Origin of the sequence: Rhodanobacter sp. 7MK24 (assembly GCF_014842995.1) — a bacterium.
Classification (GTDB): Bacteria; Pseudomonadota; Gammaproteobacteria; order Xanthomonadales; family Rhodanobacteraceae; genus Rhodanobacter_A.
The window spans coordinates 449,482-472,650 of the sequence record NZ_JACYXL010000003.1; the positions used below are offsets into that span (position 1 = coordinate 449,482).

Genomic DNA, 23,169 nt, shown 5'->3' on the forward strand with positions numbered 1-23,169 from the left:
CAATGAACTTGCTGCACGGGCGCATCTATGTCGCTGGCCACCGGGGCCTGGTCGGCAGCGCTATCGTTCGTTACCTGGCATCCGTTGGTGCACACGATGTGATCGTGCGTACACATGATGAACTGGATCTTTCGTGCCAGGCTTCTGTCGATAATTTCTTCGCCTTCGAGCGCCCGGATTATGTGTTCCTTGCCGCCGCCAAAGTCGGCGGCATCCATGCCAACAGCACGTATCCTGCAGAATTCATCCGCGACAATCTTGCCATTCAGACCAATGTCGTCCACTCGGCATGGAAGCATGGCGTCAGGAAGCTACTCTTCCTCGGCTCATCATGTATCTATCCGCGCGACTGCCCTCAGCCCATCAAGGAAGACTATCTCCTGACAGGACCGCTGGAGCCAACCAATGAACCCTATGCGATCGCGAAAATCGCCGGGTTAAGGATGTGCCAGGCCTACCGCCTTGAACATGGCTTCAACGCCATTGTGGCCATGCCGACCAACCTGTACGGGCCTGGCGACAACTATCACCCGGAGAACGCCCATGTCGTTCCAGCGCTGATCCGGCGTTTTCACGAATCGAAACTGTCGGACAGCCAAGAGATCGCGATCTGGGGAAACGGCACCCCGATGCGCGAATTTATGTATGTCGACGATCTTGCGAAGGCGCTGGTTCTACTCATGGAGCGATATAGCGGCATGGAAATCGTCAATGTGGGCTCTGGCCATGAAGTCAGCATCGCCGAGCTGGCGAGCACGATCGCCACCGTGGCTGGGTATGCAGGAAAGATAACATTCGACTCCAGCAAGCCCAACGGTACACCGCGAAAGCTGCTGGATTCCGGCCGTATGCGTTCGCTGCTCGGCCCAATGGACATGACCTCACTCGAGAACGGCCTCATGAAAACCTACGCCGACTATCTTGGCAACACTGCAAAGAGGGACGTGGATGCAGGCAATGCCAACACTGTGGATGACGGGGCATGAAAGCCGTCCTTCTTGCTGGCGGTCTCGGGACGCGCATCAGCGAGGAAACCGTCGTGCGCCCCAAACCGATGATAGAAATCGGCGGTATGCCGGTGCTGTGGCACATCCTCAAGATCTATTCGCACTATGGCATTAACGACTTCATCATCTGCCTTGGCTACAAGGGCTACATGATCAAGGAGTACTTCGCCAACTACTTCCTGCACATGTCGGACGTCACCTTCGACCTGTCCACAAACAAGCTGGAAGTGCACCACAAACATGCCGAGCCTTGGCGCGTCACCCTGGTCGATACCGGCGACACGACGCAGACCGGTGGACGACTCAAGCGCGTCGCTCCCTATCTCGATGGCGATACGTTCTTCTTCACTTACGGCGATGGGCTGGCCGATATCAACCTCGATGCGGAGCTAGCTCTACACCGCGAAAAGGGCATGTTGGCGACTATGTGCGCCGCTCAACCTCCGGGGCGCTTCGGTGCCATCGACATCGATGGCCATCGCATCACCCGCTTCGAAGAAAAGCCTGCGGGCGACGGCACATGGATCAACGGCGGCTTCTTCGTGCTAGAGCCAGGAGCCCTTGACTATATCGAGAACGATGCAACGATCTGGGAACGAGACCCGCTGGAGCGCCTCGCGCGCGATGCGCAATTGTCGGCCTACACGCATCGCGGCTTCTGGCAGCCGATGGACACCTTGCGTGACAAGATCAAACTGGAGGAACTCTGGCAATCCGGCAAGGCACCGTGGAAGGTATGGCCTTGAAACTGTTCGGTGACGTTTACGTCGATCGGCGCGTGCTGGTCACCGGCCATACCGGCTTCAAGGGCTCCTGGCTGACGCTGTGGCTGCATACTCTCGGAGCTCGAGTCGCCGGTCTGGCGCTCGATCCATACATGCAGCCATCGCACTGGTCGTTGCTTGGTTTGCATGACGTTTCTGACCATCGGGTGGACTTGCGCGACGCACAGGCTGTTCGCAAAGTCTTCGACGAACACCGTCCCGAATTCGTATTCCACCTGGCTGCCCAACCGTTGGTACGGCATAGCTACCGCGATCCTGCCGGGACATTCGCCAGCAACGTTATGGGCCTCGTCAATCTGCTCGAAGCCGTCCGCAGCTGCCCCTCTGTGCGCGTGCTGGTCAACGCCACGACCGATAAAGTCTATGCTGAACGCGCTGCCACCGAGGGCTATCGCGAAACCGATCCGCTGGGCGGCCACGATCCTTACAGCAGTTCCAAAGCATGCGCGGAACTGGTCTCGGATTGCTATCGCAAATCCTTCTTCACCGCCCCGGATTCAACAGCGCGCATCGCCACCGCGCGCGCCGGCAACGTAATCGGCGGTGGCGACTGGGCCGAAGACCGCTTGGTGCCGGATCTGGTGCGTGCGGCCGTTTCGGGCCAATCGCTGCTGGCCAGGAGTCCGTCGTCGATACGCCCTTGGCAGCATGTGCTGGAGCCGCTCTCCGGCTACCTTCGACTTGGGCAAGAGCTGTGGAGTGGCAAGGATTTCGCCGGCGCATGGAACTTCGGGCCTGGCACTTCAGGTGAAATCAGCGTCGATCAGATCATCACGCAAATGAAGACGCACTGGCCCGCCCTGCGCGTCGAGCATGATCGGACTGTGCAGCCGCACGAAGCGACCATTCTGCGCCTGAACTGCGATAAGGCGGCGCAGCGACTTGCTTGGCGCCCCGTCTGGAACGTCGGCACCATGCTGACCAGAACCGTCAACTGGTATCGAGGCTTCCACGAAGCAGGTCAAATTGGCAGTACCGACGACCTCAACGCTTATATCAATGACGCCCGGCGGCTCGGTCTGGAGTGGGCAGCATGAAATTGCTCACCACGCCACTCGCAGGTCTGCACGAAATCCGCACTACGCCAATATGCGATGCACGCGGGCGATTCACTCGCCTGTATTGCGAGCAGGAGCTCACGGCGATTCGCCCTGGCCTGCACTTCACTCAGATCAACCTGTCCGAGACCCGTGGGCTTGGCACTCTGCGGGGGCTTCACTACCAGAAAGCTCCGGCAGCCGAAGCCAAGTTTATCCGCTGCTTGCGCGGACGCGTGTTCGACGTAGCCGTGGACTTGCGCACAGACTCCCCTACCTTCCTGCACTGGCACGCGATGGAGCTTGCCGAAGACAACGACCGCGCAGTGTTCATTCCCGAAGGTTTTGCACATGGTTTCCAGACACTGACCGACGAGGCCCAATTGCTCTATATGCACACCGCGCCCTGGACTCCGGCTTGCGAGGGCGGCCTACGCCATGACGATCCTCGCCTGGCAATCGCCTGGCCACTGGCTGTGACCACGACCTCCGATCGCGATCGCAGCTATGCCCTCATCTCCAGCGAATTCGCCGGTGTATCCGCATGAAATGCCGGTACTGCAATACTTCTCTGCATGACGTATTCCTGGATCTGGGCAGTGCGCCGCCGTCCAATGCCCTCCTGAATGCGACCGACCTCGACGCACCTGAGCTGCACTTCCCACTGCGGCTTTATACCTGTAGCAACTGCCACCTGGTGCAGGTAGACGAAGTGCAGAGGCACGACGCGCTGTTTTCCAGTGACTACGCTTACTTTTCCTCGTACTCGCGCACTTGGCTGACACATGCCGAACGGTACGTGGCATACGCCATCGGGCGGCTTGGTTTAGGCTCGCATAATTTCGTGATGGAAATAGCGTCCAACGACGGCTACCTGCTGCAATACGTCAAGGCATGCGGCATCCCATGCATTGGCATCGAACCAACCGCCAGCACAGCGGCGGCGGCACGAGCACGCGGCATCGAAACCATTGAGCTTTTTTTCAGCGAACGCTTCGCGAGCGAATTTGCGGTTACGCGTCAGAAAGCTGATCTGATCATCGCCAACAACGTGCTGGCGCACGTACCTGACCTCAATGACTTTGTTGCCGGACTCAGCGCTGCTCTTGCTCCTGATGGCACTATCACGGTCGAGTTTCCGCACCTGCTGCAGCTGCTAGAGCACTGCCAATTCGATACCATCTATCACGAGCACTTCTCCTATTTCTCGTTCCATACCGTTCGGCAGATTTTCGTCAGCCACGGCTTGCGCATCTGGGATGTGGAAGAACTGCCCACCCATGGCGGCTCGCTGCGCCTGTGGGCCTGCCATCTCAATGCAACACAAGATGAAACATCTGCTGTCGACGCGTTGCTGGCCAGAGAATCCGCCGCTGGCATGATGGATATAGGCCACTATCTGGGTTTCCAGCCCTTAGCTGACGGCATCAAGAACGCATTCCTGGCCTTTTTGCTCGAATGCAAGCGAGATGGCAAACGGGTCGTTGGTTACGGAGCCGCGGCGAAGGGCAACACTCTGCTGAATTACGCCGGGGTGCGACCCGATCTGCTCAACTACGTAGTTGATGCCTCACCGCACAAACAGGGTCGTTACCTACCCGGCTCGCGCATCCCGGTCGTCGACGAAAAGCATATCCGTGAAGACCGGCCCGACTATGTGGTGATCTTGCCTTGGAACCTGCGAGAGGAAATCACGACTCAGTTGAACTACATCCGCGAATGGGGCGGAAAATTCGTTACTGCCGTGCCTGCCTTACGGGTGGAATAGACCCATGCGAATCGCCGTATCCGGGGCCACTGGCTTCATTGGTCGGTATGTACTCCGGGAGTTGCAGGCGCGCGACGTCGATATTGTTGCGCTTACTCGCTCTGCTCCTCCGCGCGCCATAAAGTCCGAGACTTTCAGGTGGGTAGCGTTGGATATCGCGAATGCGCCAGCCAACCCGTACAAGGCCATGGGTTCGCCAGATGTTCTGATTCACCTCGCATGGAGCGGACTGCCGAATTATCAGGCCAGTCGTCACGTCGAGATCGAGCTGCCCACACAACTGGCGTTCCTTACTTCGTGCGTCAGGCACGGGCTGAAAAGACTAGTGGTGACTGGAACCTGCTACGAATACGGGCTTGCCTCAGGTGGCCTCATAGAAGACACCCCGACGCGACCGTGTACGCAGTATGGCCTAGCAAAGGACAGGCTGCGCAAGGCGCTGTTCGACCTGCATACGCAACACGGCCTGGACTTGGCATGGCTGCGGCTGTTCTACCTGTATGGCAAAGGGCAATCCGAGAAATCGCTTTACCGCATGCTACATGCTGCGATCGATCGCAATGCAAAGGCATTCGACATGAGCGGCGGCGAACAGCTGCGTGACTTTCTCCCAGTCCACGAAGCAGCACGCATCATTGTCGAGGTTGCACAGCACGAGAAATTGAACGGGATCTTCAACGTCTGCAGCGGAAGGCCGATTGCCGTCCGCGAACTGGTGCAATCCTGGATAGAGGCGTCTGGCGGGAAGATCGCAATGAACCTAGGAAAGGTACCCTATTCAGCGTACGAGCCGATGGCCTTTTGGGGCAGTCGCGAGAAGCTGGATGCTATCGTCGACAGCACGGCTCAGCCAAATAAAGACACGCCGGACCGTCCTGCCCCGGCACCGGTCACCCCATCAACGAACCCAGGATAATTTCAATGGAATTCGCTCTCGAAATTGAAGGACGCCTTCAAGCGAACAGGAAAGACAAGGTCCTCCAGGCCACATCCCACGAATTCATGGTTGCCTCGACGCAACCAAAGTACTCGTACAACTTCTCAATGCTGGGCCGCCCGATCATCCAGTACCCACAGGACATGGTTGCTCTCCAGGAACTGATCTGGAGGGTCAGGCCCGACCTCGTCATAGAAACCGGTATCGCGCACGGCGGCTCGCTGATTCTGAGCGCATCGATGCTTGCTTTATTGGACTACTGCGACGCAGTCGAGGCTGACCAGGCACTGGATCTAAGGAAGCCGCGCCGCCGGGTAATTGGCATTGACATCGACATCCGTGCCCACAACCGGACAGCCATTGAGGCTCATCCGATGGCACATCGCATCGATATGATCGAGGGTTCGTCAATCGCGCCAGAGATAGTGGACGAGGTTCTCAGGCGAGCAGCCGCTTATAACCGGATCCTGGTGATTCTCGACTCGAACCACACGCACGAACATGTGCTCGCAGAACTAAATGCATACTCCCCCTTGGTCAGCCCGGGTAGCTATTGCGTGGTGTTCGATACCGTAATCGAGGACCTGCCAGCTGGCATGTACCCTGATCGTCCTTGGGATGTAGGCAACAACCCCAAGACGGCAGTGCACGAATTCCTGTCTCGCAACCACGACTTTGAGGTGGATGAGGATATGGAAGCCAAGCTCCTCATCACGGTAGCCCCAGGCGGCTATCTGCGCCGCCGTCCCTGATGACCAGCGATACAGCGAACGTCGACCCTGTGCGCCATATCAATCGCAACCTGCTCGCCAATCTCTTGGGGCAAGGCTGGTCTGCATTGATGGCGCTGCTCTTCGTGCCGTTCTATCTCCACTTTCTGGGGGCAGCAGGGTACGGCCTGGTCGGATTCTACGCGACCCTGAGCGCGCTGCTGGCAATCATGGACGGAGGACTGGGCGCCACCGTCACCCGGGAGGCAGTTGCCTATCCAAGCAGCAACGGCACGGAACGACAGCACCTGATCGACATGTTCCACACCATCGAGACCCTGTTCCTGGCTGCCGCATCCGTGCTGGGCGTCATCTTGATGCTACTGGCACCAATCCTAGCTACCCATTGGCTGCATGTGCCTGCAGCGAGGCTTGACGATACCCGTCGCGGACTGGCTCTAGCCAGCATCGCCATCGCCTTGCAGTTCGTGCTGGGGTTTCATATCGGATGCCTGGTGGGGCTGCAACGCCAAGTAAGCCTGAATGCAGCAAACGCCATCGTGTCTTCCTTGCGAGGCACCGGGGCAATCTTGCTGCTATGGCTGTACTCGCCCAGCATGACCGTTTTTTTTGCATGGCAATGCGTGGTGGGCGCGTTGGCTCTCGTCTGTTTCCATATCATGACCTGGAGATCGCTCGGGCGACCGCCTGCACGATTCAGATGGGGTTCGATACGCGGCACGGGACGGTTCACCGCAAGCCTAGGCATCATCAACATCCTGGGGCTGGTCCTGACGCAACTCGACAAAGTCATCCTGTCCCGCTTGCTCTCGTTGGAATACTTCGGGTACTACATGATCGCATGGTCGGCTGGCACGTTGACCCTGCGCGCCACCGGGCCCGTCTTCAACGCCTATTACCCCAGAATTGCCGAGCTGGCCGATGTACCAGGGGAGAAATCCGATCTCAGACAAACGTATCTCCAAGCCAGCGCACTGCTCGCGGTGATGGTGGTTCCGGCGGCAATGGTTCTCGCTTTCTTCGGGCAAGTATTGTTGCGCGCCTGGACTGGAAACCAGCTCATCGCCGACCTCGCCTGGCTGCCCCTGGCAGCCATTTCCCTGGGCACCATGTGCAACGCCTTCATGCATATGCCATATGCATTACTGCTGGCGTACAGAAAGACCAGTCTGCCCTTGGCACAGAACATCATCGCCGCAGCATTGCTGCCACTCCTTACCGTGGCGTTAGTAAGGCACTACGGACTTGAAGGTGCGTCTGGCCCATGGCTTGTCTTGAATCTGGGCTACATCCTGTTTTCGGCGCCACTGGCTTTCAATGGCCTGCTGGAGAAAGCACGAAAACCGTGGTTCGTGAAATGCGTGCTTCTTCCCGTTGTTTTGTCGACCCTGGTGATATTGCCACTGTTCGCATTGTCTACCCACTTGTCCACCATGACCGGACAACTGGCACTCGCTGCCGCGGCCTTCCTGGCGGCAACGGTGGCCTGCGCATGGCATGCGGGCTGGAAGCAGATTGCGCCCCCCTGGCTCTCTCGGTAAATGCCCCACATGTCCGGTACCAATCAACCTCGCGTAGCCATCGGCATGCCAGTCTTCAATGGCGAAAAAACCTTGGCCGACGCCATCGAATCGGTTGCGCAACAGACCTATGGCAATTTCACGCTGATCATCTCGGACAATGCATCGACCGATGCCACACCGAAGATCTGCCAAGCCATGGCAAGGCATGACTCACGCATCATATACATCCGGCAAGAGAGCAACATCGGGGCCGAGGCCAATTTCGACTACGTACTGCGCGCTGCCGAATGCGAATATTTCATGTGGGCGGCGGCCGACGATGTGCGCTCACCCGACTTCCTCGCACTGTGCGTCGATTTTCTCGATCACAACAGTGACTACATCGGTGCAACCTGTCCAACTCGATTCACCGGATCGCAACCCGACCCCGTAGCCATGGGAGATCGCACGTTGGACGACGACGATCCAAATGCTAATATCGCCAGCTTTTTTGACCACTGGCACGCTAACGGCAGGTTCTATTCGTTGTTCCGTCGAAGCACACTGTCGTTCTGGCTGGCGCAACCAAAAAACTTCTTGGGCGCGGATTGGGCACTGATCATCCATCTGCTCAAACGCGGCAAATTCCGACGCCTGGAGTCTGGCCATGTGCAGCTTGGCCGGGACGGAGCAAGCAATCAGCTTTACATTTTTTCGAGGTACCGTTCCCGTCTTGCCCACTGGATTGTGCCGTTCCTGGATCTGTCACGCCTCGCGAACGGCTTGCTCGACAAGGGCGATCGAAAATACAAACGACTGCTCTTTCGGCGACTTTTTTGGCTGAATGTCCGAGCCGCGAGAACTCAGGTCGTCTATGAAGCGAGAATCTTGCTGGCGGTCTTCACACGCAGAATAAACAAGCTTTGGCGAAAAACAAGCCATCATGCGAATTGAAGAGCGCATGAAAATCATTTATGACCACCGAATCTTCGCGCGCCAGAAGTATGGCGGAATATCGCGCTATTTTCTTGAAATTGCACGCCGAATGCCTCTTGGAGAGAGCAACAGTGCAAAGATATTCGCCCCTTTTCACATCAATGCTTACCTTGAATCCGACCATGCAGCCCGAGGCATGCGACTGCCGAAATTTCGAGGATCGACTCTCGCCATCGACACAGTAAACAGCATTATCGGACACGCACTAATAAAATCGCAAAGAAATATTAATATTTTCCATAGCACGTATTATGCAAAAGGAAGCTACGCACCGGCGTGGTCAAAACGCGTACTTACAGTTTTTGACATGATACATGAGCGCCTCCCCGAATCGTTCGCGGATGGCGGAAAAACCTCCGCACAGAAGCGCTCTGCGGTTCAGAAAGCCGACCACATCATCTGCATTTCGGAAAACACCCGTCGTGATCTGATCCATTTCTTCGGCGTCCCACCGCACATGACTTCCGTCGTGTACCTCGGCCACTCCTTGACCAGCGTCGCAACGGACAGCAGGCCTTATCGATTACCGCAAGACACCCCATATTTGCTCTACGTCGGCAATCGATCCGGCTACAAGAATTTCGCCAATTTGGTGGCGGCGTACGCGCAATCGATCGACCTTCCAAAGACCTACGCCTTGGTTTGTTTCGGCGGCGGAAAATTCACGCGAGAGGAACGAGAACTCGTGCGCTCTCACCGTCTGCCAATCGAACACGTCGTTCATGTCGAAGGCGACGACAGCTTGTTGTCTCGCTTGTATAGCGGGGCGGCGGCATTCATCTACCCGTCCTTGTACGAGGGTTTTGGCATACCGCCACTTGAAGCAATGGCGCACAACTGCCCGGTGCTATGCTCGAATACCAGTTCGCTTCCAGAGGTCGTCGGTGTGGCAGCGGAGCTTTTTGACCCAAACGACCCGGATGATATTCGCTCTGCTATCGAACGAGTCGTGTCATCTCGGGTCGTATCGACATCACTGATCGCTCGCGGCCGCGAGCGAATTGCCCAGTTCTCCTGGGACAAGTGCGCCAGCGAAACTCTCGATATTTACAAGCAACTTATCCGAGGCTGAAATAGTATGAAAAGCGCGCTTATATGCGGTGTGAGCGGCCAGGACGGCAGTTATTTGGCGCGGCTTCTTATTTCGAAAGGATACGAGGTCTACGGCAGCTCGCGCGACGCCCAAATGCAGTCGTTTGACAACCTGCGAGCCTTGGGCATCAAGGACAAAGTAAACCTCGTATCGATGGCCACAACGGACTTTCGAAGCGTCTTGCATGCCGTGTCACACGTGGCGCCCGACGAGATATACAACCTCGCAGGGCAAAGCTCCGTGGCAATGTCGTTCGAGCAGCCTTTACAGACGATGGAAAGCATTGGCATCTCCACTCTCAATCTTCTTGAAGCCATACGTTTCACAGCGGCCAATACAAAATTTTACAGCGCAGGCTCGAGCGAGTGCTTCGGGGCATCGGCCAAGCAGCCTTGCGATGAAAACACGCCATTTCGCCCGCGCAGCCCCTATGCGGTCGCCAAGGCAGCCGCATTCTGGTCGGTGGCGAACTATCGCGAAGCGTATGGGCTGCACGCCTGCACCGGAATCTTGTTCAATCACGAATCGCCGCTGCGACCCGAGCGCTTCGTCACCAGAAAAATCATCGCCACCGCGGCGCGGATTGCTTCCGGAAGCAACGAAAAGCTCCATCTCGGCAACCTTTCCATATCCCGCGACTGGGGCTGGGCTCCCGAGTATGTCGAGGCAATGTGGATGATGATGCAATTGGATCAAGCACAGGACTTCGTGATAGCTACCGGCCAGACCTGCACCTTGGAAGAATTCGTCGATGCGGCGTTCGATGCCGTGGGACTGCACTGGCATGAACATGTCGTCGTTGACGAAACCCTGTTTCGCCCAGCCGATCTGGCCGAAAGCAGAGCGAATCCGGCAAAGGCCCAGTCGGCACTTGGCTGGCGCGCCAGGCACGCTGCCAGGGATGTCGTTCGCATGATGCTGGACGCAGAACTTGGAAAACCTGCAAGCACTACCCGCTGAGCTCAACGCCGATGTCGACCAAGATCGCGGATCCACGCTCGCAATCGACGGTACGGAAGATATAGCCACCAGTACACGCTCAAAACGCGCTGCAACAGGGGCGTATCCGCGTATTTCTCATTGACACGCTTCTCCTCGGAAAACCGTGTACTAAGAGATGGCCAATCCATGCGGCTGCTGATGCCCCCATCGCTCATGCAGCTCAGCACGGGCATATCCGCCGTGAATACATGCGCCCCGGCTAGCACAGCCCTCGCAAGGTGTTCATAGTCCATGCATACCTTGAAGCTTGTATCGAACCCTCCCAAGCGGCAGAACAGCTCGCGGCGCACAAGCATTCCCTGATGGCACATTCCCATTTTGAAGTGGGTTAGAGGACCAACCGGCCTGGGGCGCAATAGCCTACGTCTCCGGCCCTCTCCAAAAAGCACCGGGAACGCGGCTATGTCGGCATCGGCTGGGACTTTTCTCAACGCCTGCGCGAGAACATCTGGGCTCGCCAAATTGTCATCCGCATGGATGAATGCCACCCATTCGCCAGCAGCATGCCCCACCCCCTTGTTCATGGCGTCGGCAATACCGGCATCGGGCTCGGAGCACCAATACGCCAGATCCGACGCGTGTTCACGAAGCGTTTCCACCGTCCCGTCCGTTGAGCCGCCATCTATCACGATGTGCTCGCATGTCACACCGACCTGCCCCGCCACGCTGAGCAGGCATCTCCCGATGGATGCATTCGCGTTGTATGTTGCGGTAACGATTGATACATCCGGAGCATTCAATACACTCATTTCTTTTTGATCCCCTCGAATTACCTTCATGGCACTACTCAAGCAGCCATCGACAATCGATACCTCGCTCACTTGTCGCGCAGACATAACGAGCGCGTCACGGCGTCATGTATCGTTGCCCGAACTGTTGATGCACCAAGGGCGTTTGTCATGACGGAAGTCGTAAGCGTTGTCGTTCCGGTCTATCGCGACTGGCAACGCGCATCGTCGCTCATTGCATCGCTCCAGTCCCAGGCATTGCCATCGGAGACCAGGCTGGAAATCATCATCGTCGATGATGGCTCCGACGACGGTAAATCGTCCGTTATCGACACCACATCGAATACCACTCTTCTGACGCTCCTCAAAAACGCCGGACGCGCCGCCGCCCGCAACGAAGGCTTCACCAAAGCCAGTGGTCGCATCGTTGTCTTCATGGACTGCGACTGCCTCCCGGGGAGCACCCGCAGTCTCTGGGGACATATCGACGCCATGACCCAAGGCGTCGTGGCCAGCACAGGTCACGTATTCGGCATAGGCCATGGATTCTGGGATCGTTATCAGCAACGTGCATCGTGTCGCAGGGCGTCCGCTCATGCCGCAGGGCAGGTGTGGATGGGAAGCTCACAGAACATGGCCGTGCTGGCCGACGCTTTTCGCGATGTGGGGGGGTTCGATACACGTTACCGCCAATACGGTTTCGAGGACCGCGATCTGCTGCTGCGACTCGCCCGAGTGGGTGATATCGCATGGAGCAAAGAAGCACCAGCCATACACACGGACAAACTCTGCCTTGAGGGCGTCGCAAGAAAGATGGTGGAGGCTGCGCGCCACTCGGCGCCGCTGTTCGCCAAAGATCATCCGGATGCCTATCATGCATTGGGCTACGGGAATCTCGATACGGAAGCACATCATTGGCTGCGCATTCCTGCACGCACCCTGGGCCCTTTAGCGCTTCCCTTCGCCCGACGTATCGACCCTCACCTGCAGCGCTTGCCGTTTACTCTTTCCGCCTTCTTCGTGGCATCGGCCAGCGCTCTCGCCTTCATGTACGGGAGCGCGACCCGCTCAGTCTCGCAGGATAGCTCTAACGATCGCTCGCGACGATGAGACAGTTCATGACAATTTCGGCGAGCCTGTCCGATAGGCGCCTATGCCTCCCCCGCGACGCACTCCTTGAGGATGGCCCCGTAAGCCTCGGCCACCCCATCCCAACCGAATCGCGCTGACACCCTTCCACGTAACCGTTCCGCTCGTTCGCACGCAATCTTGGGGGACTCCAATGCGGCGACTATACGGGCCGAAAGCGCCCCTGCATCTCTGGGGTCGACCACGTGTTCAGCCCAGGCCTCGCCGAAAATGTCGACCGCCGCAGGCGCATCCCCCGCCAGGACTGGGCAGCCGCAGCCTATGGCCTCAACGAGCACAAGCCCAAGCCCCTCTCCCTTGTCGAAAGGCGCAACAAACAGAGCGGCTCTTCGATACAAGGCAGGGAGCTCGCGCTGGGCGATGGCACCGAGGAAATCCACCCTGCCGGACACACCGAGCCTCTCACTCTGCTCTTTCAGTGCCGTGAACATCGGACCGTGGCCTGCGACGACCAGTTTTGCACCCGGCACGCGTCGTAGCACCTCTGGCATGGCATCCAGCAACCGATCCACGCCTTTCTTGTCTACCAACCGCCCCACAAACAGGATCTCATTCGCAGAACGGCGACTATTTCCGTCTGGTACAAAGCGGCCATCGAGATCGACCCCCATTGGAAGTACGCGGATTTTCGACGGTGATACATCCGTGCTCCCTAGAGCATCCCGAAGCATATTGCTGACGACTGTAATCCTCGAGGCCTTCCGTGCGACAAATCGGCGCAATGCATCCATGGCAAGACCATGCAGGGCCTGCAGGTCACTTCCGTGTGCCGTAGCTACGAATGGGACTCTGGCTCCAGGCAAGCATTGGAGTAACGCGGCAATCAAGCCTTGCGGAATCAACCAATGGGCATGGATGGCTTCAATATTTTCCTTGCATAGTATTCTCCACGCATGCCAAACCTGGGCCAGCACGAATCCCGGCACCAGCAGATATTTCCAGCGGTTGAGTCGCAAGTTATTGACGATGCCGCCGTCATTGACCAAAGTTTCCCAGCTCTCCGGTGCATAGCGATAACGGACAACTTCGACACCGTCCAGGATTTCGTGCGGCAACGCACCAATCGCATGAGGGCACAATACGATCACGCGGAAACGATCAACTAGCCGCCTCGCCAGTTCATGCACGAATCCGGGCTCATGGTCGTCTTTCCACCGCGGGTATGTAGAAGTCAGCACCAGTACGGCGGGACGGACACCGGGTGTCACGCGTCAACTTCCGAGCCACGACAGTGTGATTGAGGCGCGCAGTGGCTTGCGAAAATAATCAGGTGATCACGATGACCGGGCATTGGAATCACGCGCCGCCAAATAAGTGAGGCTGGTAATCTGCTCCGAAACCAATCCAATAAGAAAAATGATCACAGCCGCACTCAGCATCAACATGCTCATGTTAGTAAAGCGACCTCCCATGCGGAAGGTCCATCCATACCACCCGAGACCTGCGATAGCAAAGCAGGCAGCCACCGGAGCAAACAACTTCAACGGCGAATACAGCGTTGCTATCTTGAAGATGATCATCAGGAAGCGCACTCCATCCCTGAGTGGTCTGATGTGGCTCTTACCCACGCGCTGCGCCGCTTTGATCGGCACATAGACCACCGGATAGGCGCTACGAAAGAAGGCCATGGTGCTGGTTGTGGGATAACTGAAACCATTCGGCAGCAGGTGGATGAACTCGCGGAACTTGTCCGCACGCACGGCGCGAAAGCCGGAAGTGAGGTCGACCACCTGGTGTCCGGTCATCCGTGTGGCCAGCCAGTTGTATAAGGTATTGGCGACACCGCGCCCCACACCCGCCTGGCTGCCCCAGTCACGGGCCCCGACCACCATGTCGTAACCTTCGTCAAGCATGGACAGCAGGCGACCCACGTCGACCGGGTCGTGCTGGCCGTCGCCGTCCATGAATACTAGTACATCGCCTTGGGCCGCCCGCGCGCCGCGCTTGATGGCCGCTCCGTTGCCCATCGAGTACGGTGAAGAAAGACAAGTGACGCCTGCTTCGGTACAGACCCGCCGAGTGTCATCGGTGGAGCCATCGTCCACCACGATGACCTCCGCATCGGGTTGAACTAGGCGCAAGCGTGACAGCAACCCGGCCAGCGCAGGCGCTTCGTTCTTGGCGGGCAGGATGATGCTGAGTCGGCTCAACGGCTATTCCCCCTGAAGTCTCCGCGAATCATAACGTGAAGCAGAGGGCGCGACTGCACTCCGAGTTGCATCGCACGGGTGACCTACAGGGCGGACTGGGGTAGATTCGGCCGCAGATAAAGGGTAAAGGGGCTCCATTCATGTCATCGACAATGCAAACACCGCTCATGGGACTGACCGGGCTTGCTCGCCGCCTGGTAACCGAAGAATTGTTGCCCGAGGCAGATGCGCGCCGCGCCGTGCAGGAAAGCACTCAACAACGGGTCACTCTGACGTCGTGGCTACTAGATCGGAACCTAGTTGACGGTCTGCGCCTTCTACGGCTCGCGTCGCAGGAGTTCGGTATGCCGGTACTGGATGTGACGACAATGAACCCCGCGCAACTACCGATCAATCTAATCAGCGAGGCGTTGTTGACCAAACACCGAGCCCTACCGCTCTTCCAGCGCGGCAAGCGTCTGTTCGTGGGCATCGCCGATCCTATGCAACTGAATGCGCTGGAGGAGATCAAGTTCCACTCCGGCTGCATGGTGGAGCCGATTCTGGTCGAACGAGCCCAGCTCAATCGAGCCATCGACATCGCGCTAAACAGCATGCACGACGTGATGCCAGACATGGGCGGCGAGGACTTCAGCGACCTTGATACCGAAGGTGGCGACGGCGAGGAGGGCTCGACTGGCATCGACGCCAATGCCAACGACGACGCCCCAGTCGTGAAATTCGTCAACAAGATATTGGTGGATGCAATCCGCCGCGGCGCTTCGGACATCCATTTCGAACCGTTCGAAACCCAATATCGCGTGCGCCTGCGCATGGACGGCATGCTGCGCGCCGTGGCCAGCCCACCGCTGAAGATGGCCAGTCGCATCAGCTCTCGCTTGAAAGTGATGGCGCAGCTCGACATTGCCGAAAAGCGTGTACCGCAGGATGGCCGCATCAAGCTCAACCTCAGCAAGAACCGCGCGGTGGACTTTCGCGTCAGTACGCTGCCTACGCTGTTCGGCGAGAAGATCGTGTTGCGTATCCTCGACGGTGCGGCGGCGAAAATTGGCATCGAGAAGCTGGGATACGAAGCGGATCAGCAGAAGCTCTTTATTGATGCCATCCACAAACCCTACGGCATGGTGCTGGTCACCGGCCCTACCGGCTCCGGCAAGACGGTGTCGCTCTACACCGGTCTGAATATGCTGAACACCGCAGAGCGCAACATCTCCACGGCCGAAGACCCAGTGGAAATCCGCGTCGAAGGCATCAACCAGGTGCAACAAAACGCCAAGCGCGGCATGACCTTCGCCAGCGCACTGCGCTCCTTCCTGCGCCAGGATCCGGACGTGATCATGGTAGGCGAAATCCGCGACCTGGAGACCGCCGAGATCGCGATCAAGGCCGCGCAGACCGGCCACATGGTGCTCTCCACCCTGCACACCAATGACGCGGCGCAGACCATCTCGCGCCTGATGAACATGGGCATCGCGCCGTATAACATCACCTCTTCGGTCACTCTGATCATTGCCCAGCGCCTGGCGCGCCGTTTGCATAGCTGCAAGCGCGAGCAGCACCTGCCGCCGCAAGCCCTGTTGGCCGCCGGCTTCACCCAGAAAGAGATCGATGAGGGGTTCACTCTCTACGAGGCAGTGGGCTGCAACGAGTGCAACGAGGGCTACAAGGGGCGCGTCGGCATCTATCAGGTGATGCCCATGCTGGAAGAGATCCAGAAGATCGTGCTGCAGGGCGGCAACGCGCTGCAGATCGCCGAAGTCGCCAGGGCAGCTGGCATCAACGACCTGCGTGCGTCAGCCATGCTCAAGGTAAAACAGGGCCTTACCAGCCTTACCGAGATCGATCGCGTAACCAAAGATTGACCTTGGCCCACCATAAAAGCCAGACAGATATAAGCAGCGAAGCTGCGGCAGCCGCCACGGTTTTACAGCAGGAAAATGACGTAAGCTACGGTATCAGAACGACTCCGTGGCTCAACGGCCTGTCGGAACGCATCATGAGGGGACATATATGGCTACGGTATCCGTCACCGTAAAAAAGGACACGCGCGCACTCGGCGCCGAGCGTGCCGTGATCAGCAAGCTCACCACCTATGATTGGGTAGCTCTGGACAAGCGCGGCAAGCTTATGAAGGGCGAGATGCCGGCGAAGAACGCTTCGCTAGTGAAGGCGGAGCTGCGGCGCCAGGGGATGAACCCGCAAAGCGTGAAAGAGCGCGCCAAGCCTCTATTCGGATCTGCTGGTAGCACGGTGAAGCCGCGTGATGTAGCAGTGTTCAGCCGCCAGATCGCTACCATGATGAAGTCCGGCGTGCCGTTGGTGCAATCCTTCGACATCATTGCCGACGGCCAGAAAAACATCCGCTTCAAAAACATATTGATGGATGTGAAGCAGGGCCTGGAAGGTGGCCAATCACTGCACGAGGCATTGGGGCGCTACCCCGTGCAGTTCGACGAGCTGTATCGCAATCTAGTTCGCGCCGGCGAAGCTTCTGGCGTGTTGGACACGGTGCTGGATACCGTGGCTACGTATAAGGAACGTACGGAAGCATTGAAGAAAAAGATAAAGAAGGCGTTATTCTATCCGATTATGGTGATCGCAGTGGCTTTCTTGGTCAGTATGATCATGCTGCTGTTTGTCGTGCCTGTATTTGCACAAACCTTCCATGACGCCGGTGCCGCTCTGCCTGCGCCCACTCAAATCGTAATCAGTGCATCGAATTTCATGAAAAGCTGGTGGTGGCTGGTACTGCTCATCATCATCGGCAGCGTGGTCGGTTTGGTGGAGGGTAAGCGTCGTTCGGTGAAGTTCGCTCATTTCATGGATCGCGTAACACTGAAATTACCGGTGTTTGGCAAAATCATGCGCGAATCAGCCATCGCACGCTTTGCCCGGACTTTGGGTGTGACTTTTCACGCCGGCGTGCCGCTGGTGGAGGCACTAGACTCGGTTTCGGGCGCCACCGGCAGCGTGGTCTATGGCGATGCTGTGAAGCAGATCCGCGACGACGTTTCGGTAGGCCATCAACTACAACTGGCGATGAGGCAAACCGGTCTTTTCCCAAATATGGTGGTGCAGATGACCGCAATCGGCGAAGAATCAGGCGCGTTAGACAGCATGTTGTTCAAGGTCGCCGAGTTCTACGAAGAAGAAGTCGAAAACGCCGTCGATACCCTTTCCACCCTGCTTGAACCTATGATCATGGTGATTCTTGGTGTGGTCGTGGGCGGCATGGTGATCGCGTTGTATTTGCCCATCTTCAAGTTGGCCGGCACGTTCTGATCTTCCCGCTGTAGATGTGTGCCTTAATGCTTAGAAGCACAAATCGCATGCGGGCTGCGCTATCGCAGCCGACACCGTAAGCTCTGAACGCCATATACACTTTACCTAACGCGCATGCTCGATTTGCCTCTTTCCATATGGATAGCCCTAGCCAGCGTGCTCGGCCTGCTGGTTGGGAGCTTCGTTAACGTGGTGATCCTGCGCCTACCCGAGCGCATGGCAGTCGAATGGCGGCGCGAAGCACGTGATGTTCTGGAGTTGAAGGCCATCGACGAAGCACTGCCACCCGGCATCGTGCACGAGCGTTCTCATTGCCCTCACTGCAAACATCCACTATCAGCTGCAGATAACATCCCGTTGTTCGGTTGGCTGTTGCTGCGCGGGCGTTGCCGTTACTGCAAGGCGAAGATCTCGATCCAGTACCCCCTAGTGGAGCTCTTGAGCGGCTTGCTGAGCGCCATCGTGGTATGGAAGTTCGGCGCGACCTGGGGTGCACTGGCCGGACTGGCGTTTACCTGGACGCTGATCGCGCTCTCGGGCATCGATTTCCGAACCCAATTGCTGCCGGACCAACTTACCCTGCCCCTGCTGTGGCTGGGTCTGCTGCTTGCGCTGAAGGCCATGTTCATCGCCACGTCCGCCGCCATTGTTGGCGCGGCCATCGGCTACCTCAGCCTGTGGAGCGTGTACTGGCTGTTCAAGCTGCTCACCGGCAAGGAAGGCATGGGCCACGGCGACTTCAAACTGCTGGCCGCACTGGGCGCGTGGATGGGACCGATGGCGCTGCTGCCTATCGTGCTGATCTCCTCGCTGATCGGCGCGATCGTGGGCGGCAGCCTGATCGCTTTGCGCCGCCACGAAAGTGGCGTGCCCATGCCCTTTGGCCCCTTCATCGCCATGGCAGGCTGGGTCTGGTTCGTAGCCGGCGATAGCTTGCTGTACACCTATCTACAGCTCACGGGCTTGCGATGAGCAGTGACGTTATCGCGCTCACCGGCGGCATCGCCGCGGGCAAGAGCGCGGTAACGCAGCGATTCATCGCGCTGGGCGTGCCGGTACACGATGCCGACGTGGCCGCGCGCGAAGTAGTCGCACCAGGCAGCGAAGGCCTGGCTACCGTGGTGGCTGCTTTCGGGGACACGGCACTGGATGCCGAAGGTCGACTGGATCGCCCTGCCATGCGCCGCCGCGTGTTCGCCGATCCTGCGGCGCGGGAAACGCTTGAAGCCATCGTCCATCCGCGCGTTCGCCAATGGCTGCGCGAACGGGCGCTGGCAGATACAGCGCCGTACTGCCTGCTGGCGATCCCGCTGCTGGTCGAAAACCTCGACCACTACCGCTGGATCGATCGCGTGCTGCTGGTCGATGCGCCGGTCGAATTGCAACTGGCACGGCTGGTTTCCCGCGACGGCATCGACGAGGCTCTGGCCCGGCGCATGCTGGCGCAACAGGCCAGCCGCGAGCAACGGTTGGCGCTTGCCCACGATGTGATCGACAACAGTGGCGACGAGGTCGCGCTGGACGCGGCTGTGGCTGCACTGCACCAGCGCTACCTTGCACTCGCAGCGACCCGGTAGGAGCCACTCGTGCGAGAGGTCTCGTGGCTTCGATCAAACGCCTGAGCCATCGCACTAGGGTACGCTACCACCCAAATGCGGGTAGCTCGAGAATTCCAGCCTCGCCTTGCCGCCATTCGCGCGCAATCGCGCCGGCACGCCGAATGGCAGCGTGAACTTGTCCGGCACATGGCCGAACGGCAGACCTTCCAGCACGGGGATGCCGATGACGCGGCGGATCTGCGCCAGACCTGCAGCCAGGTCGTAGCCGTTGTCGTGAATGCCATGCCTGCATTCGGTGAAGTCGCCAAGCAACAGGGCACGCTGGCGCCCCAGCACACCGGAAAGATGCAACTGGTACAACAGCCGTTCGATGCGGAACGGCGGCTCGCCCACGTCCTCCACGAACAGGATGCCGCCGTCGATGCGCGGGAAATACGGCGTGCCAAGCAAGCTGCACAGCATGGCGAGGTTGCCGCCCCATAACGGGCCTTCGACCTCCAGTTCGCACTCGGCACTGCTGTTCCACTCGGCGCATCCCTGCGTCGAACGAATCGTGCGCCAGAAATGCGGCAAGGTCAGTTCGCTCGGAACGTCGGCGTCGAAATCGGGATCGAACATGGGCCCGCCAAAGGTGATCAGGCCGCACCTGGCATGCAGCGCCAACTGGATTGCGGTGAAGTCACTGTGTCCCACCAGCACGGTGCCGGCGCCCGCCAGGCGCTCGCGCAACGCACCGTAGCGCAGGTGTTCCAGCAGGCGCGTGGCGCCGTATCCGCCGCGGATCGCCAGCGCGATGTCGGGCAAGACATCCAGCGTGGCAAGCGCGTTGATGTCGGCGGCACGCTCGGCATCGCTGCCGGCGTAGCGTTGTTCGATGCGATCCAGCACGTCCAGACCGTCCAGCGTGCAACCGGCCTCGCGCAGGCGATCCACGCCGCGTGCCACCGCGACGCTGTCGCGCGGATAACCGGAAGGGGCAATCAATCGGACGCGGGTCGCGGGCATGGCCATGGTCGATCAGCTGGGATTCCCGGATTATGCGGGCAGGCGGCGCGCAAGATATGGCGTGCGCGTGGCACGCCGCAGGCAATCGTGCAGGAGCGCCCCGTGTACGTTTGACGGCGTTTCGTGGCTTCGACCAAACACAGGACTATCGCGCGCGCGGCACTCCTATACGTGTTCGACCACTTCAAGGCCGAAGCCGCCCAACCCCACCAGCTTGCGTGGCGTACCCAGCACGCGCAGCTTGTGCACGCCGAGGTCGGCCAGCATCTGCGCACCCAGGCCGAGTTGGCGCCATTCCTGCTGCTGCGCTGCTTCCGGCTCCAGCGTCGTGGGCTGGCGCCTGAGCCGGGCCAACAGCGCATCCGGGGTGTCCTCGCCGGAGAGCACCAACAGCACGCCGCGCCCTTCGTCGGCGATGCGGCGCAACGCGCTGGTGACGGTGAGGCCCAGATCGTCGCGCTTGAGGTGCAGCACATCCGACAAGGTGTTGCGCACGTGCACGCGGCTGAGCACCGGCGCGCCATCGTCCACCGTACCGCGCACCAGGGCGTAGTGCAGGCCATGGCGGATCGCGTCGCGCCAGGCGATGAGCCGGAACGGACCGAACTCGGTGTCGACGTCTTCTTCGTGCTCGCGCTGGATGGTTTTCTCGGTTTCCAACCGGTAGCGGATCAAGTCCGCGATAGTGCCGATCTTGAGGCCGTGCTTCTGCGCGAACACCTCCAGCTCCGGGCGGCGCGCCATCGAACCGTCCTCGTGCAGGATCTCGATCAGCACCGAGGCCGGCTCCAATCCGGCCAGCGCGGCGAGATCACAACCCGCCTCGGTGTGGCCAGCGCGGGTCAGTACGCCACCGGGTTGCGCCGTGAGCGGAAAGATGTGCCCGGGTTGCGAGAGATCCTGCGGCTGCGCGTCGCTCTTCACCGCCACCTGGATGGTGCGCGCGCGATCGTGCGCGGAAATGCCGGTGGTGACGCCCTCGGCCGCCTCGATCGAGACGGTGAAGTTGGTGTGGTACGGCGACGTGTTGTCGCTGACCATGGGGCGCAGGCCAAGCTGCCTCGTGCGCTGCTCGGTGAGCGTGAGGCACAGCAGGCCGCGCGCCTCGCGCACCATGAAGTTGACGTCCTCTGGCCGCACCATCTGCGCAGCCATCACGATGTCGCCTTCGTTCTCGCGGTCCTCGTCGTCGAGGATCACCACCATGCGGCCGGCGCGCAGGTCGTCGAGGATTTCGGGGATGGTGTTGAAGCTCATGGGGAATCCAGATGATTCAGGAGTTTGTTTTTCAATCATGTCGGCGCGGCCGGCATCCAGTAACGACAACGCACGAGATCACGATCAGCCGGAAGCAATGCACGCCGTCGCCTGGCGATGCCTTCTTGTCACTGGATGCCGGCCTGCGCCGGCATGACAAGCTGGGGCGTCAGGCGAAGCCGTGCTGCTTGAGGAAAGCCTCGTCGAGCTTCGGCGCATCCCCACTAGCGACCAGCCGCTCGACATAGCGCGCGATCACGTCCACTTCGATGTTCACCGCGTCGCCCGCGCGCTTCGCGTGGAAGGTTGTGCGCTCGACGGTGTGCGGGATCAGGTTGACGCCGAAGCGATTGCCGGCGACCTCGTTGACGGTAAGGCTGGTGCCGTCGATGCACACCGACCCCTTCGCGGCGATGTAGCGCGCCAGGCTGGCCGCCACTTCGAAGGTCCAGCGCTGCGAACGGCCATCGGGCGTCACCGACACCACCTTGCCGAGGCCGTCGACGTGGCCCGAGACGAGATGGCCACCCAGGCGGTCGGCAAGGCGCAGCGCCTTCTCCAGGTTCACCGGATCGCCCGCTTTGAGCCCGCCCAGCGTGGTTAGCGACAGTGTTTCATTCGAGACGTCGGCAGCGAAACCGCGCGCTTCCAGCGCCACCGCGGTGAGGCACACGCCGGAAACGGCGATGGAATCGCCCAGCTGCACATCGGCAAGGTCGAGGTTGGCGGTATCGATGTGCAGACGCAGGTCGCCGCCGCGCGGTTCGAGCCGCGCGATGCGGCCCACGGTCTGGATGATGCCGGTGAACATCAGCACAGCCTCCCGGGGAAGGCCGCCACGGCATGGGGCACAAACAGGATCATGAAACGTTCTCCGTGGAAACGAGCGAGAACGCCCCAAGGCATGAGGCCGCCGCACGGCAAGGCCGCGCGTCGAACCGTCTTCTTTCATCCGGACTGTGCGCCGCCCCGGTGAACCGGGATGGCCTGACCGTCGGCTCCGGCGTCGGACCGGATCTGCTGACCCTTCGTCTTGCGGCGAAGGCGCTCGCGGGCTCGTGTCCGCGGGGACACCTACCGCCGGTGGGGAATTTCACCCCGCCCTGAAGACGTTGAACATAACGCCGGCCTCAAGGGCCGACAGCGAAAGTCTAGCATCAATGCCCCTGGCAGCCCTGATC

The 23,169-nt window shown here is 59.3% G+C and carries 22 protein-coding genes and 1 riboswitch; of the genes, 16 read left to right on the forward strand and 6 right to left on the reverse strand.

Features of this window, described 5'->3' with window-relative positions; translation table 11 throughout:
• Window positions 1–2: 2 nt before the first annotated feature.
• From IHE49_RS08550 to IHE49_RS08600, 11 genes are read left to right on the forward strand one after another with little or no spacing between them, the layout of a single operon-like run.
• Window positions 3–986: a GDP-L-fucose synthase gene (locus IHE49_RS08550; protein WP_304626366.1), complete on the forward strand. Its 984-nt coding sequence runs from the start codon at window positions 3–5 to the stop codon at window positions 984–986.
• Window positions 983–1,753 (forward strand): glucose-1-phosphate cytidylyltransferase, encoded by a 771-nt coding sequence (gene rfbF / locus IHE49_RS08555; protein ID WP_192156826.1) that lies wholly within the window; start codon window positions 983–985, stop codon window positions 1,751–1,753. The genes IHE49_RS08550 and rfbF overlap by 4 nt, the downstream gene beginning before the upstream one ends.
• Window positions 1,744–2,829 (forward strand): CDP-glucose 4,6-dehydratase, encoded by a 1,086-nt coding sequence (gene rfbG / locus IHE49_RS08560; protein ID WP_192156828.1) that lies wholly within the window; start codon window positions 1,744–1,746, stop codon window positions 2,827–2,829. Before rfbF ends, rfbG begins: the two co-directional genes overlap by 10 nt.
• Entirely contained in the window at window positions 2,826–3,377 is a 552-nt protein-coding gene (locus IHE49_RS08565; RefSeq protein ID WP_192156830.1) for a dTDP-4-dehydrorhamnose 3,5-epimerase family protein, read from the forward strand. The genes rfbG and IHE49_RS08565 overlap by 4 nt, the downstream gene beginning before the upstream one ends.
• Window positions 3,374–4,597 carry a class I SAM-dependent methyltransferase gene (locus tag IHE49_RS08570; protein ID WP_192156832.1) on the forward strand — a complete coding sequence of 408 codons (1,224 nt, stop codon included), beginning with the start codon at window positions 3,374–3,376 and terminating at the stop codon, window positions 4,595–4,597. The genes IHE49_RS08565 and IHE49_RS08570 overlap by 4 nt, the downstream gene beginning before the upstream one ends.
• A 4-nt stretch (window positions 4,598–4,601) precedes the next feature.
• Window positions 4,602–5,513, forward strand: a complete 912-nt coding sequence (locus IHE49_RS08575) for an NAD(P)-dependent oxidoreductase (RefSeq protein WP_192156834.1) — start codon at window positions 4,602–4,604, stop codon at window positions 5,511–5,513.
• A 5-nt stretch (window positions 5,514–5,518) separates the two neighbouring features.
• Window positions 5,519–6,286: a cephalosporin hydroxylase family protein gene (locus tag IHE49_RS08580; RefSeq protein ID WP_192156836.1), complete on the forward strand. Its 768-nt coding sequence runs from the start codon at window positions 5,519–5,521 to the stop codon at window positions 6,284–6,286.
• Window positions 6,286–7,806, forward strand: coding sequence for an oligosaccharide flippase family protein (locus tag IHE49_RS08585; RefSeq protein WP_192156838.1), 1,521 nt, complete (start codon window positions 6,286–6,288; stop codon window positions 7,804–7,806). The genes IHE49_RS08580 and IHE49_RS08585 overlap by 1 nt, the downstream gene beginning before the upstream one ends.
• Window positions 7,807–7,815: 9 nt before the next feature.
• Complete coding sequence (locus tag IHE49_RS08590) at window positions 7,816–8,721, forward strand: glycosyltransferase family 2 protein (RefSeq protein ID WP_192156840.1); 906 nt, start codon at window positions 7,816–7,818, stop codon at window positions 8,719–8,721.
• A 7-nt stretch (window positions 8,722–8,728) separates the two neighbouring features.
• On the forward strand, window positions 8,729–9,835 hold the full coding sequence (locus tag IHE49_RS08595; protein ID WP_192156842.1) for a glycosyltransferase family 1 protein: 1,107 nt from the start codon (window positions 8,729–8,731) through the stop codon (window positions 9,833–9,835).
• Window positions 9,836–9,841: 6 nt separating this feature from the next.
• A complete protein-coding gene (locus tag IHE49_RS08600) occupies window positions 9,842–10,816 on the forward strand; it encodes a GDP-mannose 4,6-dehydratase (protein ID WP_192156844.1) in 975 nt (324 codons plus the stop codon).
• A gap of 2 nt (window positions 10,817–10,818) precedes the next feature.
• On the opposite strand, the gene IHE49_RS08605 is transcribed toward IHE49_RS08600, so the two are convergent.
• On the reverse strand, window positions 10,819–11,637 hold the full coding sequence (locus IHE49_RS08605; protein WP_192156846.1) for a glycosyltransferase family 2 protein: 819 nt from the start codon (window positions 11,635–11,637) through the stop codon (window positions 10,819–10,821).
• A 120-nt stretch (window positions 11,638–11,757) separates the two neighbouring features.
• On the opposite strand from IHE49_RS08605, the gene IHE49_RS08610 reads away from it, so the two are divergent.
• A complete protein-coding gene (locus tag IHE49_RS08610) occupies window positions 11,758–12,696 on the forward strand; it encodes a glycosyltransferase family A protein (RefSeq protein WP_192156848.1) in 939 nt (312 codons plus the stop codon).
• Window positions 12,697–12,737: 41 nt separating this feature from the next.
• Here IHE49_RS08610 and IHE49_RS08615 read toward each other — a convergent pair whose 3' ends face one another.
• The gene (locus IHE49_RS08615; RefSeq protein ID WP_343227559.1) at window positions 12,738–13,862 is read right to left on the reverse strand and encodes a glycosyltransferase family 4 protein; all 1,125 of its coding nucleotides are present in this window, start codon (window positions 13,860–13,862) and stop codon (window positions 12,738–12,740) included.
• A gap of 147 nt (window positions 13,863–14,009) precedes the next feature.
• On the reverse strand, window positions 14,010–14,885 hold the full coding sequence (locus IHE49_RS08620) for a glycosyltransferase family 2 protein (protein ID WP_192156852.1): 876 nt from the start codon (window positions 14,883–14,885) through the stop codon (window positions 14,010–14,012).
• Window positions 14,886–15,025: 140 nt separating this feature from the next.
• Here IHE49_RS08620 and pilB point away from each other — a divergent pair, with 140 nt between their 5' ends.
• The 4 genes from pilB to coaE all read left to right on the forward strand — a co-directional run bounded on the left by pilB (window position 15,026) and on the right by coaE (window position 19,744).
• Window positions 15,026–16,747, forward strand: a complete 1,722-nt coding sequence (gene pilB, locus IHE49_RS08625; protein WP_192156854.1) for a type IV-A pilus assembly ATPase PilB — start codon at window positions 15,026–15,028, stop codon at window positions 16,745–16,747.
• A 148-nt stretch (window positions 16,748–16,895) separates the two neighbouring features.
• Entirely contained in the window at window positions 16,896–18,167 is a 1,272-nt protein-coding gene (locus tag IHE49_RS08630) for a type II secretion system F family protein (protein WP_192156856.1), read from the forward strand.
• Between the two features lie 114 nt (window positions 18,168–18,281).
• The gene (locus tag IHE49_RS08635) at window positions 18,282–19,139 is read left to right on the forward strand and encodes an A24 family peptidase (protein ID WP_192156858.1); all 858 of its coding nucleotides are present in this window, start codon (window positions 18,282–18,284) and stop codon (window positions 19,137–19,139) included.
• Window positions 19,136–19,744 (forward strand): dephospho-CoA kinase, encoded by a 609-nt coding sequence (gene coaE, locus IHE49_RS08640; protein WP_192156860.1) that lies wholly within the window; start codon window positions 19,136–19,138, stop codon window positions 19,742–19,744. The genes IHE49_RS08635 and coaE overlap by 4 nt, the downstream gene beginning before the upstream one ends.
• Before the next feature lie 54 nt (window positions 19,745–19,798).
• Here the strand turns inward: coaE and ldcA are convergent, their stop codons facing one another.
• The 3 genes from ldcA to IHE49_RS08655 all read right to left on the reverse strand — a co-directional run bounded on the left by ldcA (window position 19,799) and on the right by IHE49_RS08655 (window position 22,799).
• Window positions 19,799–20,731 carry a muramoyltetrapeptide carboxypeptidase gene (gene ldcA / locus IHE49_RS08645; protein ID WP_192156862.1) on the reverse strand — a complete coding sequence of 311 codons (933 nt, stop codon included), beginning with the start codon at window positions 20,729–20,731 and terminating at the stop codon, window positions 19,799–19,801.
• A gap of 165 nt (window positions 20,732–20,896) precedes the next feature.
• Window positions 20,897–21,988, reverse strand: a complete 1,092-nt coding sequence (gene ribB / locus IHE49_RS08650) for a 3,4-dihydroxy-2-butanone-4-phosphate synthase (protein ID WP_192156864.1) — start codon at window positions 21,986–21,988, stop codon at window positions 20,897–20,899.
• 169 nt (window positions 21,989–22,157) lie between these two features.
• On the reverse strand, window positions 22,158–22,799 hold the full coding sequence (locus IHE49_RS08655) for a riboflavin synthase (protein ID WP_192156866.1): 642 nt from the start codon (window positions 22,797–22,799) through the stop codon (window positions 22,158–22,160).
• 125 nt (window positions 22,800–22,924) lie between these two features.
• A riboswitch (FMN riboswitch) is annotated at window positions 22,925–23,103 on the reverse strand.
• Between the last annotated feature and the right edge of the window lie 66 nt (window positions 23,104–23,169).